The organism is Stenotrophomonas maltophilia group sp. Smal17, from assembly GCF_030237045.1.
GTDB classification, from domain to species: domain Bacteria; phylum Pseudomonadota; class Gammaproteobacteria; order Xanthomonadales; family Xanthomonadaceae; genus Stenotrophomonas; species Stenotrophomonas forensis.
This window is the reverse complement of record NZ_JASJSU010000001.1, coordinates 24947-51332: the sequence shown is the minus strand read 5'-3', so window position 1 is coordinate 51332 and position 26386 is coordinate 24947. Positions and strand designations below refer to the sequence as shown.

At 66.8% G+C, this 26386-nt stretch carries 33 protein-coding genes, 4 tRNA genes and 1 riboswitch; of the genes, 23 read left to right on the top strand and 14 right to left on the bottom strand.

Annotated features, from left to right (window positions below):
* Positions 1-399: 399 nt before the first annotated feature.
* The 4 genes from QRO93_RS00330 to QRO93_RS00315 are packed head-to-tail and all read left to right on the top strand — an operon-like array spanning position 400 to position 4649.
* The gene (locus QRO93_RS00330; RefSeq protein WP_053449312.1) at positions 400-1863 is read left to right on the top strand and encodes an efflux transporter outer membrane subunit; all 1464 of its coding nucleotides are present in this window, start codon (positions 400-402) and stop codon (positions 1861-1863) included.
* Positions 1860-2999 (top strand): ABC transporter permease, encoded by a 1140-nt coding sequence (locus tag QRO93_RS00325; protein WP_053512099.1) that lies wholly within the window; start codon positions 1860-1862, stop codon positions 2997-2999. Before QRO93_RS00330 ends, QRO93_RS00325 begins: the two co-directional genes overlap by 4 nt.
* Before the next feature lie 10 nt (positions 3000-3009).
* Positions 3010-3738 (top strand): ABC transporter ATP-binding protein, encoded by a 729-nt coding sequence (locus QRO93_RS00320; protein WP_053449314.1) that lies wholly within the window; start codon positions 3010-3012, stop codon positions 3736-3738.
* Positions 3735-4649: an HlyD family secretion protein gene (locus QRO93_RS00315; protein ID WP_180878743.1), complete on the top strand. Its 915-nt coding sequence runs from the start codon at positions 3735-3737 to the stop codon at positions 4647-4649. Before QRO93_RS00320 ends, QRO93_RS00315 begins: the two co-directional genes overlap by 4 nt.
* 2 nt (positions 4650-4651) lie before the next feature.
* Here the strand turns inward: QRO93_RS00315 and QRO93_RS00310 are convergent, their stop codons facing one another.
* Positions 4652-5101 carry a hypothetical protein gene (locus tag QRO93_RS00310; RefSeq protein ID WP_180878742.1) on the bottom strand — a complete coding sequence of 150 codons (450 nt, stop codon included), beginning with the start codon at positions 5099-5101 and terminating at the stop codon, positions 4652-4654.
* Positions 5094-5495 carry a hypothetical protein gene (locus tag QRO93_RS00305; protein ID WP_053512095.1) on the bottom strand — a complete coding sequence of 134 codons (402 nt, stop codon included), beginning with the start codon at positions 5493-5495 and terminating at the stop codon, positions 5094-5096. Before QRO93_RS00305 ends, QRO93_RS00310 begins: the two co-directional genes overlap by 8 nt.
* A 128-nt stretch (positions 5496-5623) precedes the next feature.
* Here QRO93_RS00305 and QRO93_RS00300 point away from each other — a divergent pair.
* The 5 genes from QRO93_RS00300 (at position 5624) to QRO93_RS00280 (ending at position 7353) form a co-directional block, all read left to right on the top strand.
* A tRNA-Gly gene (locus QRO93_RS00300) sits at positions 5624-5699 on the top strand.
* 142 nt (positions 5700-5841) lie between these two features.
* Positions 5842-5917 (top strand) — tRNA-Gly (locus QRO93_RS00295).
* A gap of 67 nt (positions 5918-5984) precedes the next feature.
* Positions 5985-6058: transfer RNA gene (locus QRO93_RS00290), tRNA-Cys, on the top strand.
* A gap of 141 nt (positions 6059-6199) precedes the next feature.
* Entirely contained in the window at positions 6200-6697 is a 498-nt protein-coding gene (locus QRO93_RS00285) for a GNAT family N-acetyltransferase (protein WP_053449319.1), read from the top strand.
* Positions 6698-6807: 110 nt separating this feature from the next.
* Positions 6808-7353: a DUF4124 domain-containing protein gene (locus tag QRO93_RS00280; protein ID WP_053449320.1), complete on the top strand. Its 546-nt coding sequence runs from the start codon at positions 6808-6810 to the stop codon at positions 7351-7353.
* An 8-nt stretch (positions 7354-7361) separates the two neighbouring features.
* On the opposite strand, the gene QRO93_RS00275 is transcribed toward QRO93_RS00280, so the two are convergent.
* Positions 7362-8003, bottom strand: a complete 642-nt coding sequence (locus tag QRO93_RS00275; protein ID WP_180878741.1) for a flavin reductase family protein — start codon at positions 8001-8003, stop codon at positions 7362-7364.
* Positions 8004-8108: 105 nt separating this feature from the next.
* On the opposite strand from QRO93_RS00275, the gene QRO93_RS00270 reads away from it, so the two are divergent.
* Together QRO93_RS00270 and QRO93_RS00265 are read left to right on the top strand one after the other, a co-directional pair.
* On the top strand, positions 8109-8813 hold the full coding sequence (locus QRO93_RS00270; RefSeq protein WP_180878740.1) for a helix-turn-helix transcriptional regulator: 705 nt from the start codon (positions 8109-8111) through the stop codon (positions 8811-8813).
* Positions 8814-8938: 125 nt separating this feature from the next.
* Positions 8939-9208, top strand: coding sequence for a hypothetical protein (locus QRO93_RS00265; RefSeq protein ID WP_180878739.1), 270 nt, complete (start codon positions 8939-8941; stop codon positions 9206-9208).
* Between the two features lie 15 nt (positions 9209-9223).
* Here the strand turns inward: QRO93_RS00265 and QRO93_RS00260 are convergent, their stop codons facing one another.
* The 3 genes from QRO93_RS00260 to QRO93_RS00250 all read right to left on the bottom strand — a co-directional run bounded on the left by QRO93_RS00260 (position 9224) and on the right by QRO93_RS00250 (position 11474).
* Positions 9224-9988: a thioesterase family protein gene (locus QRO93_RS00260; RefSeq protein ID WP_164240761.1), complete on the bottom strand. Its 765-nt coding sequence runs from the start codon at positions 9986-9988 to the stop codon at positions 9224-9226.
* A 118-nt stretch (positions 9989-10106) separates the two neighbouring features.
* Positions 10107-10307, bottom strand: a complete 201-nt coding sequence (locus QRO93_RS00255) for a hypothetical protein (RefSeq protein WP_053451276.1) — start codon at positions 10305-10307, stop codon at positions 10107-10109.
* A gap of 90 nt (positions 10308-10397) precedes the next feature.
* Positions 10398-11474, bottom strand: coding sequence for a S9 family peptidase (locus tag QRO93_RS00250; protein WP_180878738.1), 1077 nt, complete (start codon positions 11472-11474; stop codon positions 10398-10400).
* A 221-nt stretch (positions 11475-11695) separates the two neighbouring features.
* On the opposite strand from QRO93_RS00250, the gene QRO93_RS00245 reads away from it, so the two are divergent.
* Complete coding sequence (locus tag QRO93_RS00245; protein WP_053449324.1) at positions 11696-12529, top strand: AraC family transcriptional regulator; 834 nt, start codon at positions 11696-11698, stop codon at positions 12527-12529.
* A gap of 3 nt (positions 12530-12532) precedes the next feature.
* Here the strand turns inward: QRO93_RS00245 and crcB are convergent, their stop codons facing one another.
* Both crcB and QRO93_RS00235 read right to left on the bottom strand, forming a co-directional pair.
* Positions 12533-12925, bottom strand: a complete 393-nt coding sequence (crcB, locus tag QRO93_RS00240) for a fluoride efflux transporter CrcB (RefSeq protein ID WP_006430497.1) — start codon at positions 12923-12925, stop codon at positions 12533-12535.
* 82 nt (positions 12926-13007) lie between these two features.
* Positions 13008-13070, bottom strand: a riboswitch (Fluoride riboswitch).
* 22 nt (positions 13071-13092) lie between these two features.
* Complete coding sequence (locus QRO93_RS00235; RefSeq protein ID WP_040008084.1) at positions 13093-13494, bottom strand: XRE family transcriptional regulator; 402 nt, start codon at positions 13492-13494, stop codon at positions 13093-13095.
* Positions 13495-13605: 111 nt separating this feature from the next.
* Between QRO93_RS00235 and QRO93_RS00230 the strand changes: the two genes are divergently transcribed.
* Together QRO93_RS00230 and QRO93_RS00225 are read left to right on the top strand one after the other, a co-directional pair.
* Entirely contained in the window at positions 13606-13815 is a 210-nt protein-coding gene (locus tag QRO93_RS00230; protein WP_180878737.1) for a hypothetical protein, read from the top strand.
* A gap of 353 nt (positions 13816-14168) precedes the next feature.
* The gene (locus tag QRO93_RS00225) at positions 14169-14405 is read left to right on the top strand and encodes a hypothetical protein (RefSeq protein ID WP_008267971.1); all 237 of its coding nucleotides are present in this window, start codon (positions 14169-14171) and stop codon (positions 14403-14405) included.
* Position 14406: 1 nt separating this feature from the next.
* On the opposite strand, the gene QRO93_RS00220 is transcribed toward QRO93_RS00225, so the two are convergent.
* Positions 14407-15456, bottom strand: a complete 1050-nt coding sequence (locus QRO93_RS00220) for a 4Fe-4S dicluster domain-containing protein (protein WP_164085873.1) — start codon at positions 15454-15456, stop codon at positions 14407-14409.
* Positions 15453-15740 carry a hypothetical protein gene (locus tag QRO93_RS00215; RefSeq protein ID WP_053449326.1) on the bottom strand — a complete coding sequence of 96 codons (288 nt, stop codon included), beginning with the start codon at positions 15738-15740 and terminating at the stop codon, positions 15453-15455. Before QRO93_RS00215 ends, QRO93_RS00220 begins: the two co-directional genes overlap by 4 nt.
* Before the next feature lie 178 nt (positions 15741-15918).
* Between QRO93_RS00215 and QRO93_RS00210 the strand changes: the two genes are divergently transcribed.
* Together QRO93_RS00210 and hemN are read left to right on the top strand one after the other, a co-directional pair.
* Positions 15919-16359 carry a group III truncated hemoglobin gene (locus QRO93_RS00210; RefSeq protein ID WP_053451278.1) on the top strand — a complete coding sequence of 147 codons (441 nt, stop codon included), beginning with the start codon at positions 15919-15921 and terminating at the stop codon, positions 16357-16359.
* 44 nt (positions 16360-16403) lie between these two features.
* A complete protein-coding gene (hemN, locus tag QRO93_RS00205; protein ID WP_180878736.1) occupies positions 16404-17813 on the top strand; it encodes an oxygen-independent coproporphyrinogen III oxidase in 1410 nt (469 codons plus the stop codon).
* Between the two features lie 4 nt (positions 17814-17817).
* Here the strand turns inward: hemN and QRO93_RS00200 are convergent, their stop codons facing one another.
* Together QRO93_RS00200 and QRO93_RS00195 are read right to left on the bottom strand one after the other, a co-directional pair.
* Positions 17818-18285 (bottom strand): hypothetical protein, encoded by a 468-nt coding sequence (locus tag QRO93_RS00200; protein WP_008267471.1) that lies wholly within the window; start codon positions 18283-18285, stop codon positions 17818-17820.
* Between the two features lie 56 nt (positions 18286-18341).
* Positions 18342-18428, bottom strand: a tRNA-Leu gene (locus QRO93_RS00195).
* Between the two features lie 131 nt (positions 18429-18559).
* Here QRO93_RS00195 and QRO93_RS00190 point away from each other — a divergent pair.
* From QRO93_RS00190 to QRO93_RS00180, 3 genes are all read left to right on the top strand, one after another.
* Positions 18560-18994 (top strand): BLUF domain-containing protein, encoded by a 435-nt coding sequence (locus QRO93_RS00190; RefSeq protein ID WP_180878735.1) that lies wholly within the window; start codon positions 18560-18562, stop codon positions 18992-18994.
* 176 nt (positions 18995-19170) lie between these two features.
* On the top strand, positions 19171-20793 hold the full coding sequence (locus QRO93_RS00185; protein WP_164085877.1) for an FMN-binding glutamate synthase family protein: 1623 nt from the start codon (positions 19171-19173) through the stop codon (positions 20791-20793).
* 84 nt (positions 20794-20877) lie between these two features.
* Entirely contained in the window at positions 20878-21339 is a 462-nt protein-coding gene (locus tag QRO93_RS00180) for a GNAT family N-acetyltransferase (RefSeq protein WP_053449330.1), read from the top strand.
* Between the two features lie 92 nt (positions 21340-21431).
* Here the strand turns inward: QRO93_RS00180 and QRO93_RS00175 are convergent, their stop codons facing one another.
* Both QRO93_RS00175 and QRO93_RS00170 read right to left on the bottom strand, forming a co-directional pair.
* Entirely contained in the window at positions 21432-22679 is a 1248-nt protein-coding gene (locus tag QRO93_RS00175; RefSeq protein WP_164085878.1) for a TIGR03862 family flavoprotein, read from the bottom strand.
* Positions 22666-23100, bottom strand: a complete 435-nt coding sequence (locus tag QRO93_RS00170; protein ID WP_053449332.1) for an FKBP-type peptidyl-prolyl cis-trans isomerase — start codon at positions 23098-23100, stop codon at positions 22666-22668. Before QRO93_RS00170 ends, QRO93_RS00175 begins: the two co-directional genes overlap by 14 nt.
* A 70-nt stretch (positions 23101-23170) precedes the next feature.
* Between QRO93_RS00170 and QRO93_RS00165 the strand changes: the two genes are divergently transcribed.
* The 4 genes from QRO93_RS00165 (at position 23171) to QRO93_RS00150 (ending at position 26345) form a co-directional block, all read left to right on the top strand.
* Positions 23171-23536 carry a DUF6164 family protein gene (locus tag QRO93_RS00165; protein ID WP_049456388.1) on the top strand — a complete coding sequence of 122 codons (366 nt, stop codon included), beginning with the start codon at positions 23171-23173 and terminating at the stop codon, positions 23534-23536.
* A gap of 271 nt (positions 23537-23807) precedes the next feature.
* The gene (locus QRO93_RS00160; protein WP_053449333.1) at positions 23808-24575 is read left to right on the top strand and encodes a sulfurtransferase; all 768 of its coding nucleotides are present in this window, start codon (positions 23808-23810) and stop codon (positions 24573-24575) included.
* A gap of 208 nt (positions 24576-24783) precedes the next feature.
* Positions 24784-25779, top strand: coding sequence for an LLM class flavin-dependent oxidoreductase (locus QRO93_RS00155; RefSeq protein ID WP_180878734.1), 996 nt, complete (start codon positions 24784-24786; stop codon positions 25777-25779).
* 68 nt (positions 25780-25847) lie between these two features.
* Positions 25848-26345: a pyridoxamine 5'-phosphate oxidase family protein gene (locus QRO93_RS00150; RefSeq protein WP_053449335.1), complete on the top strand. Its 498-nt coding sequence runs from the start codon at positions 25848-25850 to the stop codon at positions 26343-26345.
* Positions 26346-26386 lie beyond the last annotated feature (41 nt).

The window sequence follows — 26386 nt, the reverse complement described above, 5'->3', positions numbered from 1 at the left end:
CTCTAGTGCATGACTCGTTTCCCGCTCCAGATTCAGTAGAAACGCTCCCGCAAGGGGGCGTTTTTTCGTTTGTCGCGATGCTGGCTGCTGCAGTCGCCACAGCCGCGCCACGGCATCTTCATGGAAGGCGTGGTATCAGTGCGCCTGTGGGGAGATTCCGACATCAGTGTCGCAATCGGAATGGCGGGTCGCATCGGTCGTGGGGACGGCCGGACGCGTGAGCCGCGGGATGGGCTCCGGCAAGGCTCAATGGCTTGGAATCTGCACCAGCGTTCTGCGCGTCGCGCGCGCTGAAAGGCTGGCGAAAGGCCAGCATCAGCGTTGCCTGAACCGCACGCGTGTTGTGACGTTTTTCGGACCAATTCTCCATGTTCGCTCCACAATCGCACGGTAGCCTTCATGCTCCTTCTACACGTTGGCGGGCTGGTGGTCAGGCGTATCACTCCAGTGGCAGTGCCCAGGACCGGGCGCGGATCTTCCCTGCAGGCGGTGCTGCGCCCCGGCGCACTGCTGGCCAGCCTGGCCCTGGCAGGTTGCATGTCGGTGCCGGTGCCGGACCTGCCCGGCCGCACGCCCAGCGCCTGGACCCAGCTGCCACAGGGGCAGGGCGTGGCGGTGGACGCCAGGCAATGGTGGAAGGTGCTGGCCGACCCGGCGCTGGATGGCCTGGTGGACCAGGCCATTGCCGGCAACCTCGACCTGCAGCAGGCCACGCTGCGCCTGCAGGCGGTGCGGATCGTCGCCGGCACGTCGGACTCACGCTTCCTGCCGGAGATCTCGGCCAGCGCCAAGCAGGTGCAGGACGCCGCCGCCGTCGATACCTATTTCCATGCGGGCATTGAAGCGATCTGGGACCTGGGCCTGTTCGGTGCCGCCGAGAGTGCGCAGTTGAGCGCGCAGGCTTCGGCCGGCAATGCCGAGGCGCTGCGCAGTGCTGCGCAGGTTGCGGTGATCGCCGACGTGGTGCGCAGCTACCTGGATCTGACCGTGGCGCAGGCCCAGCAGGACCTGCTGGCCCGGCAGCAGGCGGTGGATGATCGCGGCGAGCAGTTGGCGCTGGTTCGCCAGCGCCTGCGCCTGGATGAGCCGGGCGAACTTGATCGGCTGCGGGCTCGCCAGGCAGCCACCCGCGCGGCCACGGCGCAGGCCAGCGAGAATGCGGACAATGCCGCCCGTGCATTGGCCCTGCTGCTGGGCCGCGATGGCCCGGACCCGGCCTGGCGTGCGTATCGCACGCCGCCGAAGCTGGGCGCATTCTCGCTGCAGCAGGTGCCGGCCGACCTGCTGCGTCACCGTCCGCAGATCCTGCTGGCCGAATCGGAAGTGATGCAGGCTGCGGCAAGCAAGGGTTCCGCGCGTGCCGCGATGTATCCGCGGGTCAGCCTCGGCGGTTCGATCCTGTACGCCTACAACCTCACCCAGAACGCCCGCTCCAATTCCGATTCCAGTCCCTCCATCGGCCCGTACATCGATATTCCGCTGTGGGATTGGGGCCAGCGCCGCGCGCGGTTCCATGCCGATGAGAAACAGCTGGATGCCGCGCTGCTCGGCTACCGCAAGGCGGTGCTGGAAGGGGTGAGCGAAGTGGAAGGCGCACTGGGCAGCCTGGCACGCCAGGACAGCAGCATCCAGTCGCTGCGTGCGGCCAATGATGCCGCCGGCCAGCAGGTCAAGCGCCAGGCGCGGCAGGTGCAGTTGGGCCTGTCCAGCGAATTCGATGGCCTCGACACCCAGCGCGCTGCGTTGTCTTCGCAGGCCGATCTGATCGGTGCACAGGGCGCGCGCGTGCTGGCATTCGCCTCCCTGTATCGCGCACTTGGCGGCGCGCCGCTGCCCGTCGAGGGCGAGGGCGAACCGCAATGATCGCGCTGGCGAGGAAAACCCTGGCCTATGAGTGGCGCCGGTTCCTGCCGGTGGTGCTGGCGATGTGCTTCGCCGGCGTGCTGCTGATCGTGCAGGCGGCGCTGGTGCTGGGCATCTTCGGTACCGCCGCGATCTATGTGAAGGCATCCTCCGCCGACATATGGGCCGGTTTCCCGGGCACCCAGAGCGTCAACTACGGCCATGCAATCAGCGCGGATGTGGAAAGCCACCTGCGCATGGACCCGGATGTCACCCGCGTCGAACCCTACGAATGGGTCGATGGCGAATGGCGCTCCAGCGCGCAGGGTACCGGTAACGTGTCGGTCTACCTGTCCGGTATCTCCACCCAGGATGACGCGATGATGTTCGCGCGCATCTTGCCGGCCGACCTGCGCGCGCAGCTGCGCGAGCCGGGCGCGGTGATCGTCGACAGTGCCGATCTGGATACGCTGGGCGTGGACCTGCAGGACAACCGTGCCTGGATCAACGGCAAGGCGGTGCGCGTGGTTGCCGCACAGCCGGGGCTGCGCGGCCTTGGCGGCGTCAACGTGCTGGCGTCGCTGGATACCGCGCGTGCCATTGCCGGTACCGACCCGCATGAAGGCAGTACCTATTTCGTGGCGGGCCTGCGTTCGCCGGAGCTGGCCGACCGCGTGCGCGATCGTCTGGCCGCGTCGATGGGCCAGGCCACGCCGGTCGAGTTCTGGACGGCGCCCGAGTTTGCCAGCCGCTCGCAGCAGTACTGGCTGTTCGATACCGGCGCCGGCATCGCGGTGTTGTTCATGGCGGTCATCGTCTGCTTCGTCGGCGCGGTGATCACCAACCAGTCGTTTGCTTCGGTGGTGGCCGGCTCGGTGCGCGAATACGCCACGCTCAATGCGCTTGGCGCCGGCCGCTACGCGCTGGCGCGGGTCGTGTTCGAGCAGGCGCTGCTGATCGGTGGGGTCGGCATGTTGCTGGCGGCGGCGTTCAGCACCGTCGTGCTGTTGATCGCGCAGACCCAGCGCGTGCCGGTGCAGCTGACGCCGATGGTCATCATCGGCTGCGTGGCGCTGGTCGCGGTGATGGCCATGCTGTCCAGCATCATGGCGGTCCGCAGCGTGGTCCGCTCCGATCCATCGTTGCTGCTGCGTTGAGGGCCGGCCGATGACTTCCACACCCGCCGTCGCCCCGACCCTGCAGGCAGACGCACTGGAAAAGGGCTTCATGTCCGGCGATGTGCAGGTACCGGTGCTGCGCGGTCTGTCGCTGGACATCTACCCCGGCGAGCTGACCCTGGTGTCGGGCCCGTCCGGCTGCGGCAAGAGCACGCTGTTGTCGCTGCTGTCCGGCCTGTCTTCACCCGATGGTGGCCGCGTGCATGCGCTGGGCCAGGATGTGGGTCACATGAGCCGCAGCGAGGTGGAGCGTTTCCGCCTGCACCATGTCGGCTTTGTGTTCCAGGGCTTCAACCTGTTCCCGGCGCTGACCGCGCTTGAGCAGGTGCAGCTGCCGCTGGGCTACCGTGGCATGAGCAATCGCGAAAGCGAGCCGCTGGCGCGCAGGGCGCTGGAAGAAGTCGGCTTGAGCCATCGCAGCCATATGCGCCCGGCGCAGCTGTCCGGCGGCGAGAAGCAGCGCGTTGCCGTCGCCCGCGCCTTCGCCAAATCACCGACGCTGATCTTCGCCGATGAACCCACCAGCGCGCTGGACGCCGAGAACGGCCAGCGCGTGATCGACATTCTGCATCGCTACGCACGTGCGCATGGCGCCACCGTGCTGTGCGTGAGCCACGATCCGCGCTTGATCCGGCATGCCGATCGGGTGATCGCCATGGAAGACGGCATGGTCCGTGATGACCGCCGCCAGAACGAAACTGTAGAGTCCGCCCCATGACCAAGACGTCGCACCTGCTTCCCCTCAGCCTGGCCCTGTCCGCGGCATTGCTGCTTGGCGCCTGTTCCAAAGACGCGCCCGCCCAGGCACCTGCAGGTAAGGCAAGCACGGCCACCGCCGGCAAGGTCGCGGTGGCACGCGGCATCATCGACGTCGAGGGTGGCCTGATCGCGTTGGCGCCGCCGGTGGATGGCTCGATCACCGCCGCACCGGTGAAGGAGGGCGCCACGGTGAAGAAGGGACAGTTGCTGCTGTCGCTGGATGGTGCCCTGCTGCAGCAGGAGGTGGCGATGGCCACCGCCGATCTCGCCCTGGCCAATGACCGTCTGAAGGGCAGCCAGGCGCAGCTGCGCGAACTGGAGCGCAACGCCACCCGCCTGTCCACCGGCGCCAGCGAAGGCGTGTCGTCCAACCAGCAGGCCGACGCGGCCAAGCAGCAGCTGGCCGGCGTGCGTGCCGACGTCGACGTGGCCGGCGCGCAGGTCGACATGGCCCAGCACAAGCTGGAACACGCCAGACTGAAACTGCAGCAGATGTCGCTGAGCGCGCCCGAAGCCGGCACCGTGGTCGGACAGGTGCCGGGGCTGGGCGCCTTCGTGCAGGCTGGCAAGCCCGCGATCTCGCTGCTGCCGGCGCGCCCGCTGCAGGTGCGTGCAGAACTGAGCGCCGCCTATGCCGACGCGGTGCAGGTGGGCATGAAGGCCACCGTAGTGCCGGACAGTGATGGTGCCGAGAACACCAGCACGCTGCCGTCCGCACGCGTGGTGCGCATCAGCCCCGTGTTCGCGCAGGCACGCCTGCCCGAAGACGCAGGGCGCGGCGTGGCCAAGGTGGTGGAGTGCGTGCTGGAGTTCGACGGCGCGGCCAAGGCGCGCTTCGGCCAGCATGTGCGGGTGGAGTTCCGGAAGTAACCCTAGCGTTGCAGCGGGGCCGGGCCGTCTCCCGCGCGGTGCCTGAGCGCCCGCCAGGCACTCACTGCTGATACCCCGCACAGTGCCAGCAGCAGCCCCACGTCCAGCAGCAGCAACCACAGCAGATGCATGCCGTGCACGGGTGGCTGGTGCATGGCCGACAGCATCCACGGTACCGACCACGCCAGCAGCAGGGCGAAGGCGATCAGCAGGCGCAGCCACAGCCGCTTCAGTTTCCAGGGCCGCACGATGAGTGCGGTCACCACCAGCTCCACCGTTCCGAGCAGCGCGAACACGATGACGCTGCTGGTGGGGTAGCGCGGCTCGACGCCTTCGAGGCGATGCAGCAGCCAGTAGTCAGGGGTGAAGCCGGCATTGACCAGCGCGGCGATCAGCGCCAGCCAGGTGAGCGAGACCAGCAGCCAGAACAGGCGGACGTAGCGTCTAGGCATCGGCGATGTCCGTGGTGGGGCGTGAGGTTCCGAGCGACGAATAACGTAGGCTCACCGCGATGGCGCCCAGCGCCAGCAGGCCGGGCCCGATGGTGAAGTACAACAGGCGCAGCGGGTGGTTGTGCATCAGCGTCCAGGTCGCGAACGCCAGCGGGATCGCCAGTACCAGCAGCTTCGCGAACAGTGGCCGCAGGGCTGCGATCAATGGCTGGGCGGCAAGGAACATCCAGAACAGGTGGAACTGGGCGATGCCCAGGCCGATGTCGCGATGGGAGGTGAATCCGAAATGGTCGCGATAGGTGTTCATCCCCAGCGGAATCAGCGCCCAGTACAGCAGCGCCACCAGCAGGTGCAGCAGCAGGGCGATCAACAGGGGCTTGCCGCGAAGGAACATGGCCGAAGGCAACTGGGCGGGGCAGCGTACCCCAGCGCGGACGCCCGTGACCGCATCGTGTGAAGACTGTTGACGACGTGAAGGAATTTGGACACAATAGCGCTCCTTCGACGCAGGTCGAAGAATCTGCGGGAATAGCTCAGTTGGTAGAGCGCAACCTTGCCAAGGTTGAGGTCGCGAGTTCGAGTCTCGTTTCCCGCTCCAGATTCTACAGGGCCCCGGTAGGGGCCTTGTTTTTCTGCCGCCACGGCAAGGCGGGGCACGTTGGGCCACAAGGCTTTGCGCGCAGTCAGAAAAGTGAAATCGCTGGTGTGTGTCCCGGATTTCCGGTACCATGTCGGCTTACGCGGGAATAGCTCAGTTGGTAGAGCGCAACCTTGCCAAGGTTGAGGTCGCGAGTTCGAGTCTCGTTTCCCGCTCCATGTTCCGACAGGCCCCATCTTGGGGTTTTGTCTTGTCAGGGGCTTCGTTCCTGGCGCGCAGTACGTTGGCCTCATGGCAGAGTGGCTATGCACCGGATTGCAAATCCGTTTACAGCGGTTCGATTCCGCTTGAGGCCTCCAATTGAAAAGCCCTGACTCCGGTCAGGGCTTTTTTATTTCTGCGTAGCGCACCTGCGGCGTGGCCCTGCCAAACTTCATGTACGTCGCTGGGACTGGACTGCTAGGCTGACCACTGCGCATGAACGCCTGCAGGAACCAGGGATGTTGATCCGGCCACTGCAACACGACGACGCGGACACGCTGTGGGCGGCCCGCCTGCAGGCGCTGCGTGAATCACCCGCTGCGTTCCTTTCCACGCTGGCCGAGGCCAGCGGTGAGACCGCACAGGTGATGCGGACTCAACTCGATGACGCCCATACCCGTTACTTCGGCGCCTTTGACCAGGCACAGCTGGTTGGCTTCCTGCGCTATGTGCGGCCCGTACGTTTGTCACGGCGGCACACGGCGGAAATTCACAGCGTCCACGTGAGCGCAGGGCATCGTGGGCACGGAATCGCCCGGCAGCTGTTCCTTGGGGCATTTGCCGCCGCACGCGCGGAGGACATCGAGTCGCTCACCCTCACGGTGCTGGCAGACAACGCTGCCGCGCGCGGACTGTACGCGTCGCTGGGATTCATCGAATCCGGCACCGAGCCGCGAGCGGTGAAGCGCGATGGCCGCTACGTGGACATGGTGTCGTACTGGATTGCACTGGCCTGACGGCCGAGGGGGCCTGCGAAATGCCAGGACAGCCCGGCGGCACGTGCAGGCATCCCCGATCCGCCGTATCGTGCGTTGGTGATCCATTGCGAACCAGGGAGAGGTGAGGGATGAAGGGAATTCTGCTTGCGGTAGCCCTGATGGCGGGTAGCGCGCCGCTGGCGTCGGCCCAGGTCTACAAATGCAAGGGCGCATCCGGGGAAACGGTGTACAGCCAGAATCCGTGCGCGGCCGGTGCTGAGCCGATGAAGCTGCGGTCCACCCGTCCCTCGACCGAATCTGCGGGGGAGGCGTCGAACCGCGCCGCCGTGTACCAGAACACCGCGCTGGCGGACGCCGGTATCGCCGAGCGCAACTGCGTGCAGGGCGAGCGCTCCCGCATCTACGGCCCGTTGGAGTCACGCAGCCAACAGGTGGGCCGCCAGATCGCTGAACTGAACCGGCAACTGGCTACGGCCGGCACCAACCTCGCTGGTGCCACCCAGGATTCAGGCATTCGTGCACAGATCGCCAGCCTGCAGCAGTCGATGAGTGCGGAGCGGGTTGCCGCGGACACCCAGATGTCGAACGCACGCGAGCAGTGCGCTGCGACCCGCCGCGAACGGGAGCGCTCGGTGCGCGACACGTTCAGCAACACGCCCGCGACCACGCGCTGATCCGCCCGCTACGCCGGAGCCCGCTCCGGCGTCTGCGCCCGGAAGTTGCGCGCGACGGGTTCGCCGACGCCCAGGTAGTGGCGGAACAGATAGATCAACGGTTTCCAGCGCGCCACGTCAATGTGCTGCGTGCCGGCCTGGATGATGTCCTCATGGGCATGCACGCAACGGATCCGCCCCTCGGCAATCACGAAGCCCTGCCCATCGTCATCGCTTGGGGGCTGCATTGCCATCATCGCGACTTCCACCTGCAGCGGGCATTCGGCAATGGTCGCAGGTGCCACCTGAGCGGACGGCACGGCGCTGAATCCGCCCAGCGCGAACTTGTCGCGGATATGCACATAGCCCATCGCCTGCTTGGCATCGGGCACCGGGTCGCGCCCGGTCGCGCGTGCGATGGCTTCCACCTGCGCGGCCTGGGTGTGGCACGGGAAGTTCAACACGCACTCGTTGCGCAACTGCAGGTTGCGATAGCCCTGGCCCTGCGTGCCGAGCCCCAGCACGACCCGGTTGCCCAGTGCCCAGAACGAAGAGAGCGGGCTGATGTTGCTGCTGCCGTCTGGATTGAGCGTGGTCATCAGCAGTACCGGCGTGCCCGGGTACAGGACCGAAGGGGTGATGCGCCGGCGCGGGATCGAAGGATTCGTCACTGCGGTTCTCGGAAGAGCGGGGCGATGACTGTGCGCCGAGGTGGGCCGGCAATGCTTCGGCCTGCATCGAACTGTCAGCCGGGCCTTGCATGCCACAATGCCGGCATGGTCCACACCTCCGGTTCCCTTGTCAGTGTCGGCGCCCTGGTCGGTGACCAGGCGCGCGCCGCGATGCTGCTGCAGCTGATGGATGGCCGCGCCTACACCGCGATGGAACTGGCACGTGTGGCCGGGGTGACGCCGCAGACGGCGAGCACGCATCTGCGTCGCCTGATCGAAGGCGATCTGCTGGTCGCCATCCCGCAGGGCCGCCATCGCTACCATCGGCTGGCGTCCACCGAGGTCGCGGACATGCTGGAAGGTATCCTGCGGGTTGCCGACCGCACGCCATCCTGCACCGCTGCTGCGTCGCGCAGCATGCCGGCGTTGCGCAAGGCACGCTCGTGCTACCGGCACCTGGCCGGTGTACATGCCGTGGCCATTACCGAACGCCTGCTGCAGGCCGGGCACCTGCTTGCGTTCGAGGACCATTGGGGGGTGAGTGCAGAGGGCGCCGTATTCCTGGCGCAACTCGGCCAGCCGCTGGCCGAGGTGTTGCAGCGCCCCGCGACCGGCAAGCCCGCACGCTATTGCCGGGGCTGCCTGGATTGCACGGAGCGGCGCCCGCATCTGGCCGGCCTGGTCGGTGAGGCGATGCTGGACAGCTTCGTGAAGAATGACTGGCTGCGGCGCGTTGAAGGTCGGCGCGAACTTCGGCTGACACCGACGGGGCGCGAGGCGCTGTGGAAGCGGTTCGGCCTGGCAACCTGAGCTGTACCAGCCAGTCTCATCCGACCGCGACATGGGGAGGCGCTATGGTCAGGTTCCAAGTCTTAGGGAGCTGCAATGGCGAGCAAGGACATGATGGACCGCAATACGCCGCCGGAATGCCGGCGATGAGCAAATCCGCTGCGGATGTACGCTGGCTGACGTTCCGGCTGATGAACGGCCAGTCGATCGGGCCCGACCGGTTGAAGGATGGGTGGGTGATCGCTTCGGAGACCCGGCACTGCGGGGTGCGTCGCGAGGCCATCGAAGGTGCGGGCGTGGTCTACGCGCTGTACGCACCGGCCAATCTGGCCTCGCCGCGCCGCGCGGAAATGCGCATGCGCGAGTTCCTGATGAGTTCGGGTTACACCTTCACCATGGGTACGCTGGGCGGCTGACGCCGCCCATTGCATTTACGGGCGCACCGTCAGCGCCTGGCCGAGTGTTCCGATCGGGCCGCGTGCATCATGCAGCACGGTGCTGGTCAGGCCGATGCCCTGGCGGCCGAACGACACCGACGTGTCGAAGCCCAGCCACTCGCCTTCGGGCACGCCGAACAGGTGAGCGGTGAGATCCAGGTTCGGGAAGGCCACCTCCTTCGGATCGGCACGTACCGCCATGCCGTTGGACAGGTCGAACAGCGTCGCGGCGCGGGCCAATGGGCTGACCGTCTCGCTATCCAGCAGCGGCTGCGTTGCGCGCGCCCAGTAGGTTGCGCGGCCGGGCCCCTGATCGTGGCGACGGATCTCGATGCTCTGGATGAAGCCACCGGGCCAGACCGTGCCCGGGTCCCATGCCGGCATCGACTCCGGTGGAGTTATGCCTGGAATCGGCGTGCCGGCGATGGCCTCGGTGTCATTCGGGCGCATCAACCAGGCGCGCGCGCGCAGAGCCGGGCGATCGTCATGCCGCAGCGTGGCCTCGACCAGTTCGATGGTGCGGCCGCTTCGCAGCACCTGTACGTCGGCCTCCATCGCTTCGATCGGAATGGTGCCGAGGATGTCGTAGGACAGGCGCGCGATCAGGAAGCCATGGCCCCGCGCCGCGGCATCACGCTCCAGGTGGTGGGCGAGCAGGCCGATCGCCGGCGCGATGTGCTGCTCGCGGATGTTCCAGGCGCCGCCGGTATGTTCGGTCGGCAGGTAGCGGGTTTCGCTCAGTCGTTTGAAGAAGGCCATCGGGTGCGTTGCTTCAGCAGGGAAGGGCGGCGGCAGGAACTCCACCGGTCTCTGCATCGTAAGCGTTCGGCACCGCAGCGGGCGGAGCCGGCCCCCGCAGGAGCCGGCCGGATGCCGGTCAGGGAGAAGGGCAATCCATTTCACGGCACAGGCGGTACTCGGCGTCGCATTGTTCGGAAGTCTTGCCCAACGGTCCATGTGTCGCCCGCAGGCACTGCTCGTATTTCAGCGTGCAGAAGTCGCAAGAGTCAGCGGCGAAGGCCAGGCCGGTCACGGCCATGCCAAGGAACATCACGGTCTTCAAGGTCGTCTTGATCATCACGTCAGTCCTTTGTCTGCCCATCAATGGGCGGGGCTACCATAGCAGTCCTTCCAGCGCGGCCTTGACGCACCGCGACACGCATTGTTTTCACCGCTGTGCAGCCTTCAACGCCTCGACCACCTCGGCTTCAGAGAAGCCGCAATGCCCTTCGCCCGCCGCAGGCAACACCCGTGGCAAGGGCCGTGCGCCGGCGCGCGCGGCCAGCTGCGGATACACCGCCTGCATGCGCGGCACGATGGTGGGATCGTTGTGGTTGAACTGGATCACCAGCGGTCGCTTCAAGGCGCCGCTCAGTGCCAGCGTCGCGCGGACATCGGCCTGCGCGGCAGGCACGGCGTCGACACGCTGCACACCGGCATTGAACGCCGTATCGTCACCGAAGCCGCGGTAGACCACGCCCCTGTTGCCCACCGGCATGCCGCCACTGCGCGTGGCCAGTTCGTGCAGGACCAGTGCGTGCAGGCTGATCGTACCGGCCAGCGCATCCGTAGAGACCTGCAACTGCCTGGCCAGCACGGCGGCATGTTCCGGGTTCCGCTGCAGCGCATTGGCAATGCCTTGATACAGGGTTGCCTGTGGCAGCACGGCCGCTTCCGCCGAGGCGAGCCCAGCAGCTGGCAGGCCTTCTGCTTCGGGGAAGAAGTAATCGAACGCGACCAGTGTGGTCAGCAGGTCGGCGGCGATCTGCTCACCACTGAGGTTGGCGCCGCACAGCGAGGCGCCCCCGGCGTAGTGCTGCGGATATCGCTCGAGGCTGGCGATGGCCACCGCGCCGCCCATCGAGAACCCGAGCAGCCAGGTGTGGCGCACGCGCTTGAGTTCGTCCAGCGCGTGCTGGCGCAGGCGCTCCATGTCGGTGATCGCATTGGCCACTGCCCAGCCCTGGCTGGAATACGCGCTCTGCGCGACGGCGTAACCGGCGGCCAGCAGTGTTGCGGTGCTGTCGTTGGCGGCCATCGGGGTGGTGCGCGGCACGCCCACCGGCTCATAGCCATGCGCCAGCATCACCAGGTCGCCGTTCCAGCTGGCCGGCACGTCCAGGCGCCACGGCGCTCCCTGCAGTTCGCCACTGAGCGCGCGTGGTGCAGTCGCTGGTGCGGCCAGCAACGATGTCGACGGCAGCAGCAGGCCGAGAGCGAAGGCGCAACGAAGCAAGCAACGCATCGTGGTTGTTCCATCCGGGAATGGCGCCGAGCATAGATGCCCCGGGAATGTTGCGCGCGCTGCATTGCCGCAGGGAAGTGCCGGTCGGTCGCGCGGTCGTCACGGCCATGCAGCCTTCGCGGCACTTCCAGGTAGGGCCGCCGGCCGGTTCGCCCAATGACGTGGTGAATCCGATACGATCCGTCGTATTGAAGCAGTGCCGCTTGATCTGGAGTCCCGTCATGGTTGATCGTCTCGCCATCCTGCTCGAACGCTTCGCGGTCACCGCCTCGGTGTTCCATGCCGGCGCGTTGTGCGGCATCAATACCCTGGAAGGCGAGGATGAGGCCGGCCAGCTGCACCTGGTGCGGCGGGGACCGCTGCAGGTCAGCCATGGCCAGCAGACGGTGCAGGTCGAGGCCCCCAGCCTGTTGCTGTACCCCCGGCCGATGCCCCACCGGTTCATTACCGACCCGCAGCTTGGCGCCGACATGGCCTGCGCCAACCTGCATTTCGAAGGCGGCCGGCTCAATCCAATCAGCGCTGCGCTGCCCGATTTCATCTGCCTGCCGCTGGCCGACCTGTACGGCGGCCATGCCGCGCTGGAGCTGCTGTTCGAAGAGGCCTTCGAGCAGCGCTGCGGGCGGGCGGCAATGGTCAACCGCCTGTTCGAGGTAGTGATGATCCAGGTACTGCGCCAGCTGATGGAAGGCGGCGAGATGCGCGGTGGCCTGTTCGCCGGGCTCGGTCATCCACGCCTGCGCTTGGCGCTGGTGGCGATGCACGCAGCGCCCGCACAGGCGTGGACGCTGGAAGACCTGGCCGATGTGGCGGGCATGTCGCGCAGCGTGTTTGCGGCCAGTTTCCGCGAGGCGATGGGTACGACGCCGGGCCACTACCTGCAGGGCTGGCGGGTGGGGTTGGCCCAGCAGGCACTGCGCCAGGGCCGTCCCTTGAAGCGGATTGCCGATGACGTCGGTTACGGCAGCGAGGCCGCCCTGTCGCGCGCGTTCAAGGCACACACCGGGCAGTCGCCACGGGAATGGCGTGTGCAGGCGCGCGCCAGCGCGGCCTGATCGTCAGCCCAGCACCAGCCGGGCCAGCTTCATGCCGCCGAACAGGCCGGCCAGGCCCAGTGCCACCGAACCCCCGGCATACAATGCTGCCAGCCCATGCTGGCCGCGCTGCAGCAGCAGGCCGATCTCCAGCGCATAGGTCGAGAACGTGGTGTAGCCGCCGAGAATGCCGGTGGCCAGCAGCAGCCGCAGCTGCGGCGAGGCGCCATTGCGCAGGGCGAAGGCCTCGACCACCACGCCCATCAGCAGCGCGCCGCTGATGTTGATCAGGAAGGTCGACCAGGGCCACGGGCTGCCGACCGCGACGCGTGCGCCGATCAGGTTGCAGGCATGGCGCAGGCAGGCACCGAGGCCGCCTCCGATGAAGACCAGGAAGTAATTGTTCAATGCTTGCATCGCGTGCCTCGAGTGCGGGTTCGCAGGTCCGATGGCGAACGCCGAGGGCAGGCACGGCCTGCCGTCGACGAACACCGGGTTCGTCTTGGCAGGAGCCATCAGCCCTTCCAGGCGGTTATCGGGGAGCTCCATCCCCATCGCGGGCCATGCTACCAGCGGCAGTGCGTTTACGTCATCGAGGTCGTCAGTACGCGGGCGACCTTGCTGCGGCTGAAGCCATCCATCAGCAGCTCGAACGCGAGCAGGTCCAGCGCGGCATGGCGGCGGTGGTCGATCTCCAGCCCGTTCTCGGCCACCAGGTGGCTGACCAGCTCGTAGGCGTCCTGCCAGACATCCAGATGGGCCTGGCTGGGGATGTAGGCATTGCCGGGTTCGCCTACGCCGCGCCCGGTCACCCCGTACAGCAGTTCGCGCGCGTCCAGCTTGGCCGCATCGGCGATGCGGAACAGCTGTGCGGCCTTCACATGAGAGGCGCTCACATGGTCATTGAGCCAGTTGCTGATGGTTGCCGTTGTGGATTTGGCGGCGCGGGCCAGATCGGCCGGGCGAGGGTGCCCGGCTTTCTTCATGGCGGCGGCGAGTCGTTGGCCGAGAGTATTCATCTATGCAAGCCAGCTTAACGCGTGGAATGCCAAGAATCCTTGCCGCGAGAATAAGTCTGGTTAACAGAAGAACCGACCGTGACCGAATTCTGGAGCAAACGGCAGGTGCGTTCCCGGCTGGGACTGAGGACCGATGCCGAACTGGCCCGCTTCTTTGGCATAAGCCGATCCGCAGTGTCGCAATGGCCTAAGGACCTTCCGATTCCTGCCCTGCGGCAGTACATCCTGCGTCAGCGCTACCCGCATCTGTTCCCTGCAACCGACGCGCCAGGCAGCGAATCCATCTGATCTGCGCCGTCTTTTGTCGCATCTAGCACGCTAAGCACCATTTGCTAAGTAGACTTAGCAAAATGGGCAAATTCAATGGATCGAAAGAACTCAATCAGTGTCGTCAATAGGAGTTCGGCGTCTGCCGGCCGGAGGGCACGTCGGGTTCAACCCATCCGGCACCACCGGGGCAGCGTATGTAGTTTTGTGAACGATTAATAATTTCGATCACGAAAGTCGGTGCATGTAATTGACCTGTCGTGAAATCTATGACTAATTGGCATCAACCGGACGTGAAGCCCGGGAGTCTTTCAGTAGCACGCAAGTGAGTCGGTAGACCGTCAACAATGCAGAACAAGTCCAACGGAGGTCGTATGGAATACGGCATGCATGGCTTGGCTGAACGGGTACGCCGCGAACTGGAAGCCAGCTATCACAAACACGGATGCGGTCCGGCGTTCTGGGATACCTACCAGCAGGTGCTGGATCGCCTGGTCCCGCAGGGGACCGAACGCACCGAAGTCACCAACGAAATGGCGCTGATCATCGAGCAGCTGGGCATTGTCCGCCGTGCACAGCTGGTCCCGCCGCACGCCGACGGGCCGCGCTGATTCAGAGCAGGCGCCAGCCGCCGCAGGCAAGCAGCGCCAGCAGCAGAGACAGCAGGGCCAGGGTTCGCGGTCGCCACCAGCGCCGCGGCTGGCCGGTCATCACCTGCGGACTGCAGTAGCGCAGCAGCCCCCGGCCGAAACCGGCCCGGTGCTGGTGCTGTGCGCAGGCTTCCAGGCAGGCGCCGCAGGCCAGGCAATCGGCTTGCGGCCCCTGGCGGATGTCCAGCTGCATCGGGCAGGCGCTGACACACGCGGCGCAGTCGGTGCAGTCACCCAGGCGGTCTGCGCTGAACGTTGGCATCGGTCCTGCCAGCAGCGGATGCGCGGCACGGAACACGTAGTCCTGCGCGGTGGTCGGGTCGAGCAGGCCACGGCCGCGACCGAGCACACCACCCAGGCCGGATGGGCGCGGTCCGCGCGGCTCGCCGCGGCGCGCGTCATACAGGACGCGCGGTGTATGGGGATCGGTCAGCAGTGGCTGCAGGCGTGCGAACGGGCACAGCGAACGGCAGACCTGCTCGCGCAGGAAGCCGGCATTGCCCCAGGTGGCAGCGGCGTAGAACAGTACCCAGAACGTTTCCCAGCCACTCCAGGCGGCGTGCGGCGCGGCGGCCACCAGCCCGGCGATCGGGCTGAACAGGCCGACAAAGGTGATTCCGGTCCACAGCGACAGCAGGCCCCATGCAAGCTGCGTGGCCGGCCGCGCCAGTGCCGCTGGCAGTGCCCGGGATACGGTGCGGCCGATCCAGTCGAAGGCACGTCGCCACAATGTCTGCGGACAGGCATGGCCGCACCAGATGCGTCCGGCCAGATGAGTGAGCAGTGCAAGGCTCACCGCCAGCACTGCCAAGAGGCCAATCAGCACTCCCACATCACCCGGCCACAGCGTCCAGCCGAACAGGTCGAAGCGCCGGGCATTGATGTCCAGCAGCACGGCCTGATGACCGTCCCAGCGCAACCAGGGCAGCGCATAGAACAGTGCCAGCAGGCCTGCGCTGAGGATGCCGCGCCAGTGCCGCGGGCGCGGCGTCGTGGGGCAGGGCGTACTCATCCCAGTGGCAGCTCGTCGTCGTCGTCGCTCGGCATCGGCCGTTGCAGGTACCAGGTAACCGCGCTGGACAGCGCCGTCACCGTCCAGAACATGAAAAAGCCTGCGGTATAGCCCAGCTCGCGGCTGATGGTGGTTCCCGGGAAGCTGATGGCCTGCAGGCGCAACGGATCGACGAAGGCGAAGAACACCATGCTGGCCACGCCAGCGGCGATGAAGCTGGGCCAGAGGATGGCGCCCCAATGCTGGATCAGCTGCTGGCGGCGGCTGAGGGAGGGTCTGTTCATGCTGTCCCGGATCGATAAGTGGGCGGCGCGTATACTCCGCCTGGTCCGGCGCAGCATCCGCAGGGCATGCTTCCTGCAAGCGTGCCAGCCTAGGGGCAGCGAACTGCGCCGACATTGATCTGGATCAACGGCGGTGCCGGCCGGCTGCGGCACACTGCCGGCACGCTTTGGGTACCCGATGAACGCTACGCCTCCGCCTGTCCTCCCCGTTGCCTCGCCCGAGTTGTGTACCGAGCAGGACGTGACCCGCCTGGTCCACGACTTCTATGCGCGCGTGCGCGAAGAAGAGCGGTTGGGGCCGGTGTTCGAAGCGCATGTTCACGACTGGCCGGAGCACCTGGCGCAGCTGGTCGACTTCTGGTCGGCGATGCTGCGCGCTACCCGCCGCTTCAAGGGCTCGCCGATGTCCAAGCACATGGCCATCGAGCTGGACAAGGATCTGTTCGACCGCTGGCTGGTGCTGTTCCGCATCACCACCGCCGAATGCAACAACCCGCCGATGCAGGCGCTGGCCAACGACGTGGCCGCACGCATCGGTGACACCTTCTGGAAGCGCTACCAGATGCTGCGCTGGCCGCAGGTCGGCCTGCCGGTGCTGGGCATCCCTGCCAAGGATTGATCTGGGTCAAGGCGGTCACGGCCGCCCGGCGCGATGCTGGCGCCATGGACACGTTCTCTCCCGCTGCCGGCGGCCTGGCCTGGACCTTCGACCCCGACCTGTTGCGCCGCCACGATCGGCCCGGGCCGCGCTACACCTCGTACCCGACCGCGCCGCATTTCCACGACGGCTTCGACGCGCCGGCACTGCGTCAGGCGATCGCCGACAGCAACCAGCTGGCCCGCGCGCTGTCGCTGTATGTGCACGTGCCGTTCTGCTCCAGCCCGTGCTTCTACTGCGGCTGCAACCGGGTGATCACCCGCGATCGCGGCCGTGGCCACAGCTACGTCTCGCGCGTGCTGGCCGAGGCCGACCTGCTGGCGCCGCAGTTCGAGGATGGCCGCGAGGTCATCCAGCTGCACCTGGGCGGGGGCACGCCGAACTTCCTCGATGCCGAGGCGATGACCACCCTGGTGGAAGGCCTGCGCCGCCGCTTCGATTTCAGCGATTCGCCACAGCGTGATTTCTCGATCGAACTGGACCCGCGCTTCATCGATTCCCACGACGTCGCCATGCTGGCGCGGCTGGGTTTCAACCGCGCCAGCCTGGGTGTGCAGGACTTTGATCCGCACGTACAGGAGTCGATCAACCGCATACAGGGCGTGCAGCAGACGCTGGATATCCTGCAGGCCTGCCGCGACAGCGGCATGCGCTCGGTCAACGTTGACCTGATCTATGGCCTTCCCGGGCAGAGCCTGGAGGGGTTCGGCCGTACCCTTGAGCGGGTGCTGGCCCTGCGCCCGGATCGCCTGGCGGTGTATGGCTACGCACATCTGCCGCACCTGTTCCGCGCACAGAAGCAGATCGACGAACGCCGCTTGCCCTCGCCGGAAGACAAGCTGGCGCTGCTGGGCCTGGCGGTCGAGAAGCTCTCCGCGGCTGGCTACCAGTACATCGGCATGGATCACTTCGCGTTGCCGGAAGAGGATCTGTCACGCGCGCAGCGCGCAGGCCAGCTGCATCGCAATTTCATGGGGTACACCACCCACGCCGATACCGATCTGCTCGGCCTGGGCGTGAGTGCGATCAGCCACATTGGTGCCACCTACAGCCAGAATCCGCGTGACCTGCCGTCGTGGGAGGACGCGGTGGACCAGGGCCAGCTGCCGGTCTGGCGCGGCGTGGCATTGAGCGCCGACGACCAGCTGCGCGCGGAACTGATCCAGCAGCTGATGTGCCAGGGCGAGGTGGATGGCGCTGTGCTGGGCCAGCGCCACGGCGTGGATTTCGAGCGGTACTTCGCCGAAGACCTGCGGTCGGTGCAGCGGCTGCAGGAGGACGGCCTGGCGGAGTACCGCGAGGGCGTGGTGCGTGCCAGCGAGCCGGGACGGCCGCTGCTGCGGCTGCTGGCGATGTGCTTCGATCCGTACCTGCGCGCGGCGCATGAGCAGCCGCGCTACTCGCGTGCGATCTGAAAACTCAGCGCTTCTTGCCGAAGCCGCGCTCCGGATGCCTGGCCGCCATGCCGCCGCTGGCGGTGGTACGCCAGTTGCCGCTCAGGTCCTGCACGCTGGTCGAGTACGAACCATCGCTGTACTCGGTGCGCCACCTGCCACTCAGGTCGCGTGTGCTGGTCGAGCGGGCACCGTTGCTGTACTGGGTGATGATCCTGCCACTCAGATCGGTGGTGGTGTCGGAGTAGCTGCCATCGCTGTAGGTGGTGCGCTTGCGTCCGCTGAGATCGGTCGTGGTGACCGAGCGGCTGCCGTTGCTGTGCTCGGCGATCACGCGTTTGGACAGGTCACGGGTGATGCGGGTGGACGAACCATCGCTGTGGCGGATGTCCATGCTGCCATCGCGATTGCGACGGGTATCGGAGTGCGACTGAGCCAACGCCGGAAGACTGGCGGTGCAGAGCAGGGCAAGCATCAGGGCAGAAAGCTTCATGTGCGGGTTCCTTGTGCAATGCCCCGAAGGGCGGACGCCATCCTGCGCTGCGATGTTGGTGCCCGGAGCCGGAATCGAACCGGCATGGGGTTGCCCCCGGCGGATTTTAAGTCCGATGCGTCTACCAGTTTCGCCATCCGGGCCTGCAACGCGGCGCCGATTGTAGCCCACCCGCAGGGCTGCGACCCGATTGTGCAGGGTGGGTGGCGTGCTTAACTGTCGTTCCTATTCATGTCATAGTTCCAGCCATCGTTCCCAGGGGGGGAGCCATCTGATGTCGCTACACGCGATTGCCTATGCCAGTGAGGCCCGTGCCGATCTGCAGACAACCGATCTTGATCGCCTGTTGGCCGATGCCACGGCATTCAATCGCGTAGCGGGTGTCACCGGTGTCCTGATGTTCGATGGCACGCGTTTCCTGCAGTACCTGGAAGGCCCCGAAGATGGCATCGATTCGGTGTTCCAGCGCATCGTCAATGCCCGCAGCCATGGACAGGTGAAGATGTTGTGCCGCGCGCCGGTGCTGCAGCGGGCGTTTCCGCGATGGTCGATGGGTACCCGCAGGATCGAGGCAGACCTGCTGGCACAGATCGTCGAGGCGGCTTGGCCGGGCTTCCTGCTTGGCAGCGGTGGCTTCGAACGCCTGCTGCATGCCTGGACCGGCGCAGACGGCGAGCTCGAGCCGGCGGCGGTCGCGCTGGGTTCCTGAGCCAGTCTGGGCGACGCCTGTCCGATTTCAGTCGTATCACCTCCGGTTCAACAGTGGAAGCCGCTCATGAAGCAGGGGTGCCGGCGATGGCCCAGGCCCGTCTAAAGGCGATCGCCTGCAAACCCGGCAGACGGGCAGCGCGGTAGACTCGGGGGCAGTTGCAACCGAGGAAAGCCATGCACCGGTATATCGTCTACCTGCTCGCCATCCTGATGTTCCCTATATGCCTGTGGCTGGCCACGATCTGGCCGGCCTGGTACTGGGGCGTCGGCCTGACCGCCGCGATGGTGGCGCTGGGGACCTGGGATCTGCTGCAGAAGCGCAGCACGCTGCGCCGCAACTATCCGGTGATGGCGCATTTCCGCTACGGCCTGGAATCGATCGGCCCGGAGATCCGCCAGTACTTCGTGCAGAGCGACCTGGAAGACGTGCCGTTCTCGCGGCAGCAGCGTGCATTGATCTACCAGCGCGCCAAGAACGAGATGGACACGGTGCCGTTCGGTACCCTGCGCAGCACCTATGCGGTGGACTACGAGTGGATCAACCATTCGCTGGCGCCCACGTCCATTGCCAAGCATGATTTTCGCGTGCTGATCGGCGCCAACTGCGCCAAGCCCTATTCGGCCAGCGTGTTCAACATTTCGGCGATGAGCTTCGGCTCGCTGTCGGCCAATGCAATCCGTGCGCTGAACGAAGGCGCGCGCCGCGGTGGCTTCTACCACGACACCGGCGAAGGCTCGATCTCGCCCTACCACCGCGAGATGGGCGGCGATCTGGTCTGGGAAATCGGCTCGGGCTATTTCGGTTGCCGTGATGAGAAGGGTGCCTTCAGCGAAGAGCGCTTCGTCGCCAACGCCACCCACGACCAGGTCAGGATGATCGAGATCAAGCTGTCACAGGGCGCCAAGCCGGGCCACGGTGGCGTGCTGCCGGCACCGAAGGTGACTGCTGAGATCTCGGTGACGCGAGGCGTGCCGATGGGCGTGGACTGTGTATCGCCGTCGCGTCACTCGGCGTTCTCGACGCCTGTCGAACTGCTGCAGTTCGTCGCGCGCCTGCGCGGGTTGTCCGGTGGCAAGCCGGTGGGTTTCAAGCTGGCCATCGGCCACCCCTGGGAATGGTTTGGTATCGCCAAGGCGATGCAGGAAACCGGTCTGCTTCCCGACTTCATCGTGGTCGACGGTGCCGAGGGCGGCACCGGTGCGGCACCGGCCGAGTTCGTCGACCACGTCGGCGTGCCGATGCACGAAGCGCTGCTGCTGGTGCACAACACGCTGGTTGGCCTGGATCTGCGTGAGCGCATCCGCATCGGCGCGGCCGGCAAGATCACCAGTGCATTCGACATCGCGCGCACCATCGCACTGGGCGCCGACTGGTGCAATGCCGGGCGTGGCTTCATGTTCGCGCTGGGTTGCATCCAGTCGTTGAGCTGCCACACCGACAAGTGCCCGACCGGTATTGCCACCCAGAACCCGGCGCGCTGGAAGCATCTGGACGCACCAGACAAGGCCACGCGCGTGCACAGCTACCACGAGCACACACTGCATGCCTTGAAGGAACTGCTGTGCGCGGCCGGCCTGAACGATCCGGCCGAACTGGGGCCTGAGCACATCCTGCGTCGCGTTTCGCCGGTCGAGATCCGTTCGCTTGCCTCCTTGTACCGCTACCTGGAACCGGGCGAGCTGCTGCACAAGGTGCCCGACCACGCGGTGTTCCATGCGTTCTGGGCCGATGCGCGCAGCGACTCGTTCCAGCCGCCGCCGAAGATCCAGGCACTGCGCGCCAGCAAGTCGCGGTAGCTGCCGTTGTAGAGTCGAGCCATGCTCGACTGCGTGTCTGGAACGAAGAACAGTCGAGCAAGCTCGACTCTACAAGGAGATGTCATGCAGTTCAGAACAGGCACGGCCGACGATGTAGCCACGCTGTGGGCGCTGCGTACGCGGTGCGTGCGCGAGACCTGCAGCAGCCATTACCCGCCGGAGGTGATCGCGCCCTGGTCGGCCTCGCCACCGCCGTCGCAGTACGCGCGGCTGCTGGGGCAGGGCGGTTGCGTGGTGGCCGAGGATGCGCAGGGCGCCCTGCTCGGCTTCGGCGTGTTCGATACCGATGCCAATGAAATCGATGCGTTGTTCGTTGATCCGGACCGGGGTGGCAAGGGGATCGGCCAGGCCCTGATGCAGCGCCTGCTGGCGATGGCCGACCGTGAGCGCGACGTGGTGTTGTCGGCCTCGCTCAATGCCGTGCCGTTCTATCAACGGCAGGGCTTCATTGCCGAGCGCGAGGAAGCCTACCCGCATCCCAGCGGCGTGGCGCTGGCCTCGGTGAGCATGCGCCGGCCATGGTGAGCGCCCGGCAATTGTAGAGTCGAGCCATGCTCGACTGCTTTATCGCCTGAATCAAATGCAGTCGAGCATGGCTCGGCTCTACAGTTCGGGCGTCACCGCCCGGCCAACCATCCGATCACGCCTTCCGCCGCACGCAGGCCGCTGGCGTAGCAGGCAGTAAGAAGGTAGCCGCCGGTCGGGGCCTCCCAATCGAGCATCTCGCCGGCACAGAACACGCCGGGCAACGCCCGCAGCATCAGGCCATCATCGAGCGCATCCAGGCGCACACCGCCGGCCGTGCTGATCACTTCGGCCATCGGTCGTGGCCGCAGCAGGCGCAACGGCAGCCGCTTGAGCGTGGAGGCCACGGCAGGCAGATCATTGCCGGCCTCCTTGCCGAGGATCTCGAACACCAGCGCCGCCTTCACCGCATCCAGGCCGGCCTGCCGGCGCAGGTGCTCGCCGAAGCTGCGGCCCTTGCGCGGGCGCGACAGGTCGGCCAGCAGGCGTGCCTCGTCGCGGCCCGGCACCAGATCCAGCCACAGCATGGCGTGGCCATCGCGGTTGATGGTCTCGCGCAGGTCAGCCGCCAGCGCGTAGATCAGGCTGCCTTCGATACCGTACTCGCTGGCCACGCATTCGCCCTGCAGCGACTGCGGCTGGCCGGCCAGGTCGATCCAGTGCGCGACCACCGGCTTCAACGGTGCGCCGGCATTGCGCTGGGCGAAGAACGGCGTCCAATCCACGTCGAAACCGCAATTGGCCGACTGCAGGGGCGCAATGTCCACGCCACGCGCCTGCAGAGGCGCGACCCAGGCGCCGTCACTGCCCAGCTGCGGCCAGCTGCCGCCGCCCATCGCCAGCACCGTGGCATCGGCGTGGACATCGATCTCGCCTGCTTCGGTGGCGAAGCGCAGCGCGCCGTCGTCGTTCCAGCCGATCCAGCGATGGTTGGCATGCAGGCGTACGCCCTGTTCCTTCAGCCGGCGCACCCAGCCGCGCAGCAGTGGCGCGGCCTTGCGGTCGACCGGGAACACGCGGCCGGAGCTGCCCACGTAGGTCTCCACACCGAAACCGGCGGCCCAGTCACGCAGCGCCTGCGCGTCGAAGCCGTCCAGCCACTGGCCGACGGCAGCCGCCTGCTCGCGGTAACGGCTGTCGAACAGCGGCCGCGGATCGGAATGGGTGAGGTTGAGCCCGCCCTTGCCGGCAATCAGGAACTTGCGGCCGGGCGAACCCTTGGCCTCGTACAGGTCGACGTCCAGCCCGGCCGCACGCAGGCGCTCGGCGGCGAACAGGCCGGCCGGGCCACCGCCGATCACGGCGACCCGACACTGCGCTGCGGTATTACGGTTTGACATCGAGCAGCTCGACGTCGAACACCAGCGACGAGCCGGCCGGAATCGGACCGACCCGGCGGTCGCCGTAGCCGTAGTCCGGGGGGATCATCAACGTGCGCTTGCCGCCGACCTTCATGCCGGCCACGCCTTCATCCCAGCCGCGGATGACCTGGCCGGCGCCGAGTGCGAAAGTGAACGGTTCGCCACGGCTGACCGAGCTGTCGAAGGTCTTGCCGTGCTTGGTCTCGGTGCGGTTGTCGTAGATCCAGCCGGTGTAGTGCACGGTGACCTTGCTGCCGGCGACAGCCTCGGCACCGGTGCCGGGCACGCTGTCGATGCGCTCGAAGGTGGTCAGGGTGCCGCCCGGCGGCGGGCCGGAGGGCCCGGTCGAGCAGCCAGCGGCGGCGAGGGACAGCAGCAGGGGAAGCAGCAGGCGGCGCATCGGGCGTCTCCGGAAGGGCGCAGGGCGAGGGCGGCAAGGGTAGCGCATCGGTGCCGGGTATCATGGGGGCATGGCAAAACTTCTGCTCAATCTGCGCAACGTCGGCGACGACGAATATGCCGATGTCTGCACGCTGCTGGATCAGCATGGCATCGCCTGGTATCGCACCGAACCCAGCCCCTGGGGTATCTCCAACGGCGGTCTGTGGCTGCGCGAGGATGCCGATCATCCGCGTGCGAAGGCGCTGATGGCCGAGTATCAGGCCGCGCGCGGCGAGCGCGTGCGTGCAGAGCGCGAGCAGGCGCTGCGCGACGGCACGGCGGAGACCTTCGGCAGCCTGTTGCGGCGGCGCCCGGTGTTCGTGGTGCTGGTGCTGCTGGGGATGGCGGGCGCGGCGGCGCTGGTGCTGCTGCCGTTCATGCTGTTGCGGGGGTAAAGGGGGCTTCCGGCCGGGTTGCACCCGGCACCCGCAGAAGCAACGGCAACGGCAAAAGCTGGATTCCGTGGGATGGCGCGGCGGTGTGGGCAGGCGGGGGACGGCAAAAACTGCTCCTGCGTGCCTCGTAGAGCGCCATCCATGGCGCTCTGCGCCCCCGCCTGCCCACACCGCCCCGCCCCTGACAGGTTCATGAGCTTTGTAGATCCACGCGGTGCGTGGATGAACGGGCAAGTCTGCTCCTGGGATGGTCTGGCGCTAAAATGGCGGGATGATCGCCAATACCGCCGCCTACCATTTCGCCGTCATCGACGCTCCCCAGGTCCTGTGCGACCAGCTGCTGGCGCGGGCCGAGGCGGCTGGGCTGCGGGGCACGATCCTGGTGGCGGGCGAGGGGCTGAACCTGTTCCTGGCCGGTGCGCCGAAGTCGGTCGAGGGCTTCTACGCGGCGCTGCACGCCGATGCGCGTTTTGCCGATATGCGGGTCAAGACCAGCCTCAGCGAGCACCAGCCATTTGCGCGGCTGAAGGCCAAGGTGAAGGACGAGATCATCAGCTTCCGCCGCGATGACGGCCAGCCGCTGGAGTACCCGCGCGCTCCGGCGGTCGATCCGGCCACGGTGCAGCGCTGGCTGCGGCAGGGCCACGATGACGTCGGCAAGCCGGTGGTGATGCTCGACACCCGCAACCTGCAGGAAGTGGAGTACGGCACCTTCAAGGATGCGCTGGTGCTGCCCATCCACAAGTTCACCGACCTGCCCGAGGCGCTGGCGCCGCACCGCGAGGCGTTGAAGGGCAGCACCGTGGTCAGCTTCTGCACCGGCGGTATCCGCTGCGAGAAGGCCGCACTGTGGATGGTCAACGACGGCATGGACAACGTGCTGCAGCTCGACGGCGGCATCCTCGGCTATTTCGAGGACGTCGGTGGCGAGGGCTACGAAGGCCGCTGTTTCGTGTTCGACGAGCGCGTGGCGCTGGATGCCGAGCTTAAGCCGATGGTCGACCAGCCACTGCCCGAGCCGCGCCCCAGCGCGTTCTGACTACACATTGGTAGAGCCGGCCGCTGGCCGGCTGCAAGGGCTGTCTGTCTGCCGGCCAGCGGCCGGCACTACCCGACACGCGTGGCGCCCCGGGCCATGTCCGGCGGGCTCTGAACCCATTCCGCAGGAATCAGCATCCCGCCACCGTCACTGGCCGCCGCGCCTGGCCGACCCCATGCATGGGAAATCCTGTGACGGAAAACCGCTGATGATCCCGTTGTCGATTCTCGACCTGGCCCCGGTCTGCGAGGGCAGTGACACCACCGCCGCCTTCGCCAACATGCTGGAACTGGCCCAGCACGCCGATGCGCTGGGCTACCGCCGCTACTGGCTGGCCGAACACCACAACATGCCCGGCATCGCCAGCGCGGCCACGGCCGTGCTGATCGGCCACGTCGCCGGTGGCACCAAGCGCATCCGCGTCGGTGCCGGCGGCATCATGCTGCCCAATCACGCGCCGCTGCAGGTGGCCGAACAGTTCGGCACGCTGGCCTCGCTGTATCCCGACCGCATCGACCTAGGCCTGGGTCGGGCGCCCGGCACCGACCAGCCCACCGCACGCGCCCTGCGCCGCTACTTCGACAGTGCCGACCAGTTCCCGCAGGACGTGCGCGAGCTGCTGCACTACTTCGAGCCGGTGCAACCCGGCCAGGCCGTGCAGGCGGTTCCCGGCGGCGGCCTGCGCGTACCGACCTGGATCCTGGGTTCGAGCCTGTTCGGTGCGCGCATGGCCGCTTCGATGGGCCTGCCGTACGCGTTCGCCTCGCATTTCGCCCCGGACGTGATGGACGAAGCGCTGGCGGTCTATCGCCGCGAGTTCCGCCCCTCGGCCACGCTGAAGCAGCCGCACGCGATGCTGGCGCTGAACGTCGTTGCCAGCGACAGCGAAGCCGAGTCGCGCCGCCTGTTCACCAGCCAGCAGCAGAGTTTCGTCAACCTGCGGCGCGGTCGCCCGGGCAAGATCCCGGCACCGATCGATGACATCGAATCCTTCTGGGAACCGCATGAAAAGCTCGGCGTGGAGCGGGCATTGGCCTGCACCGTGCTGGGTGATCCGCAGCAGGTGGCCGACGGCATCGCAGCGTTTGTCGAGCGCCACAAGCCCGACGAACTGATGCTCACCGCCAACCTGTATGACCACCGCGCACGCCTGCGTTCGTTCGAACTGGCCATGCACGCCTGGCACGCTCGCCACGCGGGCTGAACACTTGCGTCACGGGCTGTTGCAGCCACACCGCGTCTGATGGGGGCTCATCCCAATGGAGCCCCCCCATGGCCGACACCCGCGCCGAACACATCGCCCAGCTGGCCGAACTGATCAAGGACGTGGAGGTGGCGATGTTCACCACCACCGGGGTGGATGGCCGCCTCTACAGCCGGCCGCTGGCCACCCAGCAGGTCGCGTTCGGTGGTGACCTGTGGTTCGTCATCACCGCCGACAGCCCGAAGGTGGCCGAGATCGCGCTCGATCCGCGGGTGAACGTGGCCTATGCCTCGCCCTCGAAGAACACGTATGTGTCGGTGTCCGGTCGCGCTCGCGTGGTGGATGATCGCGCGAAGATCGAGGAACTGTGGTCGCCTGCGATGAAGCTGTTCTTCCCTGGCGGCAAGGAGGATCCCAACCTGCGCCTGATCCATGTGCGGGCCGATTCGGCCGAGTACTGGGATGGCCCGGGTACGCTGCTGGGCAAGGCGCTGACGTTCGTGCTGTCGGCGGTGCAGGACGAACCGGCGGCGTTGGCCGACAACGGGTTCATCGACCTGCGCTGATGACCGATGTCCGGTACTGGTAGTGCCGGCCGCTGGCCCGC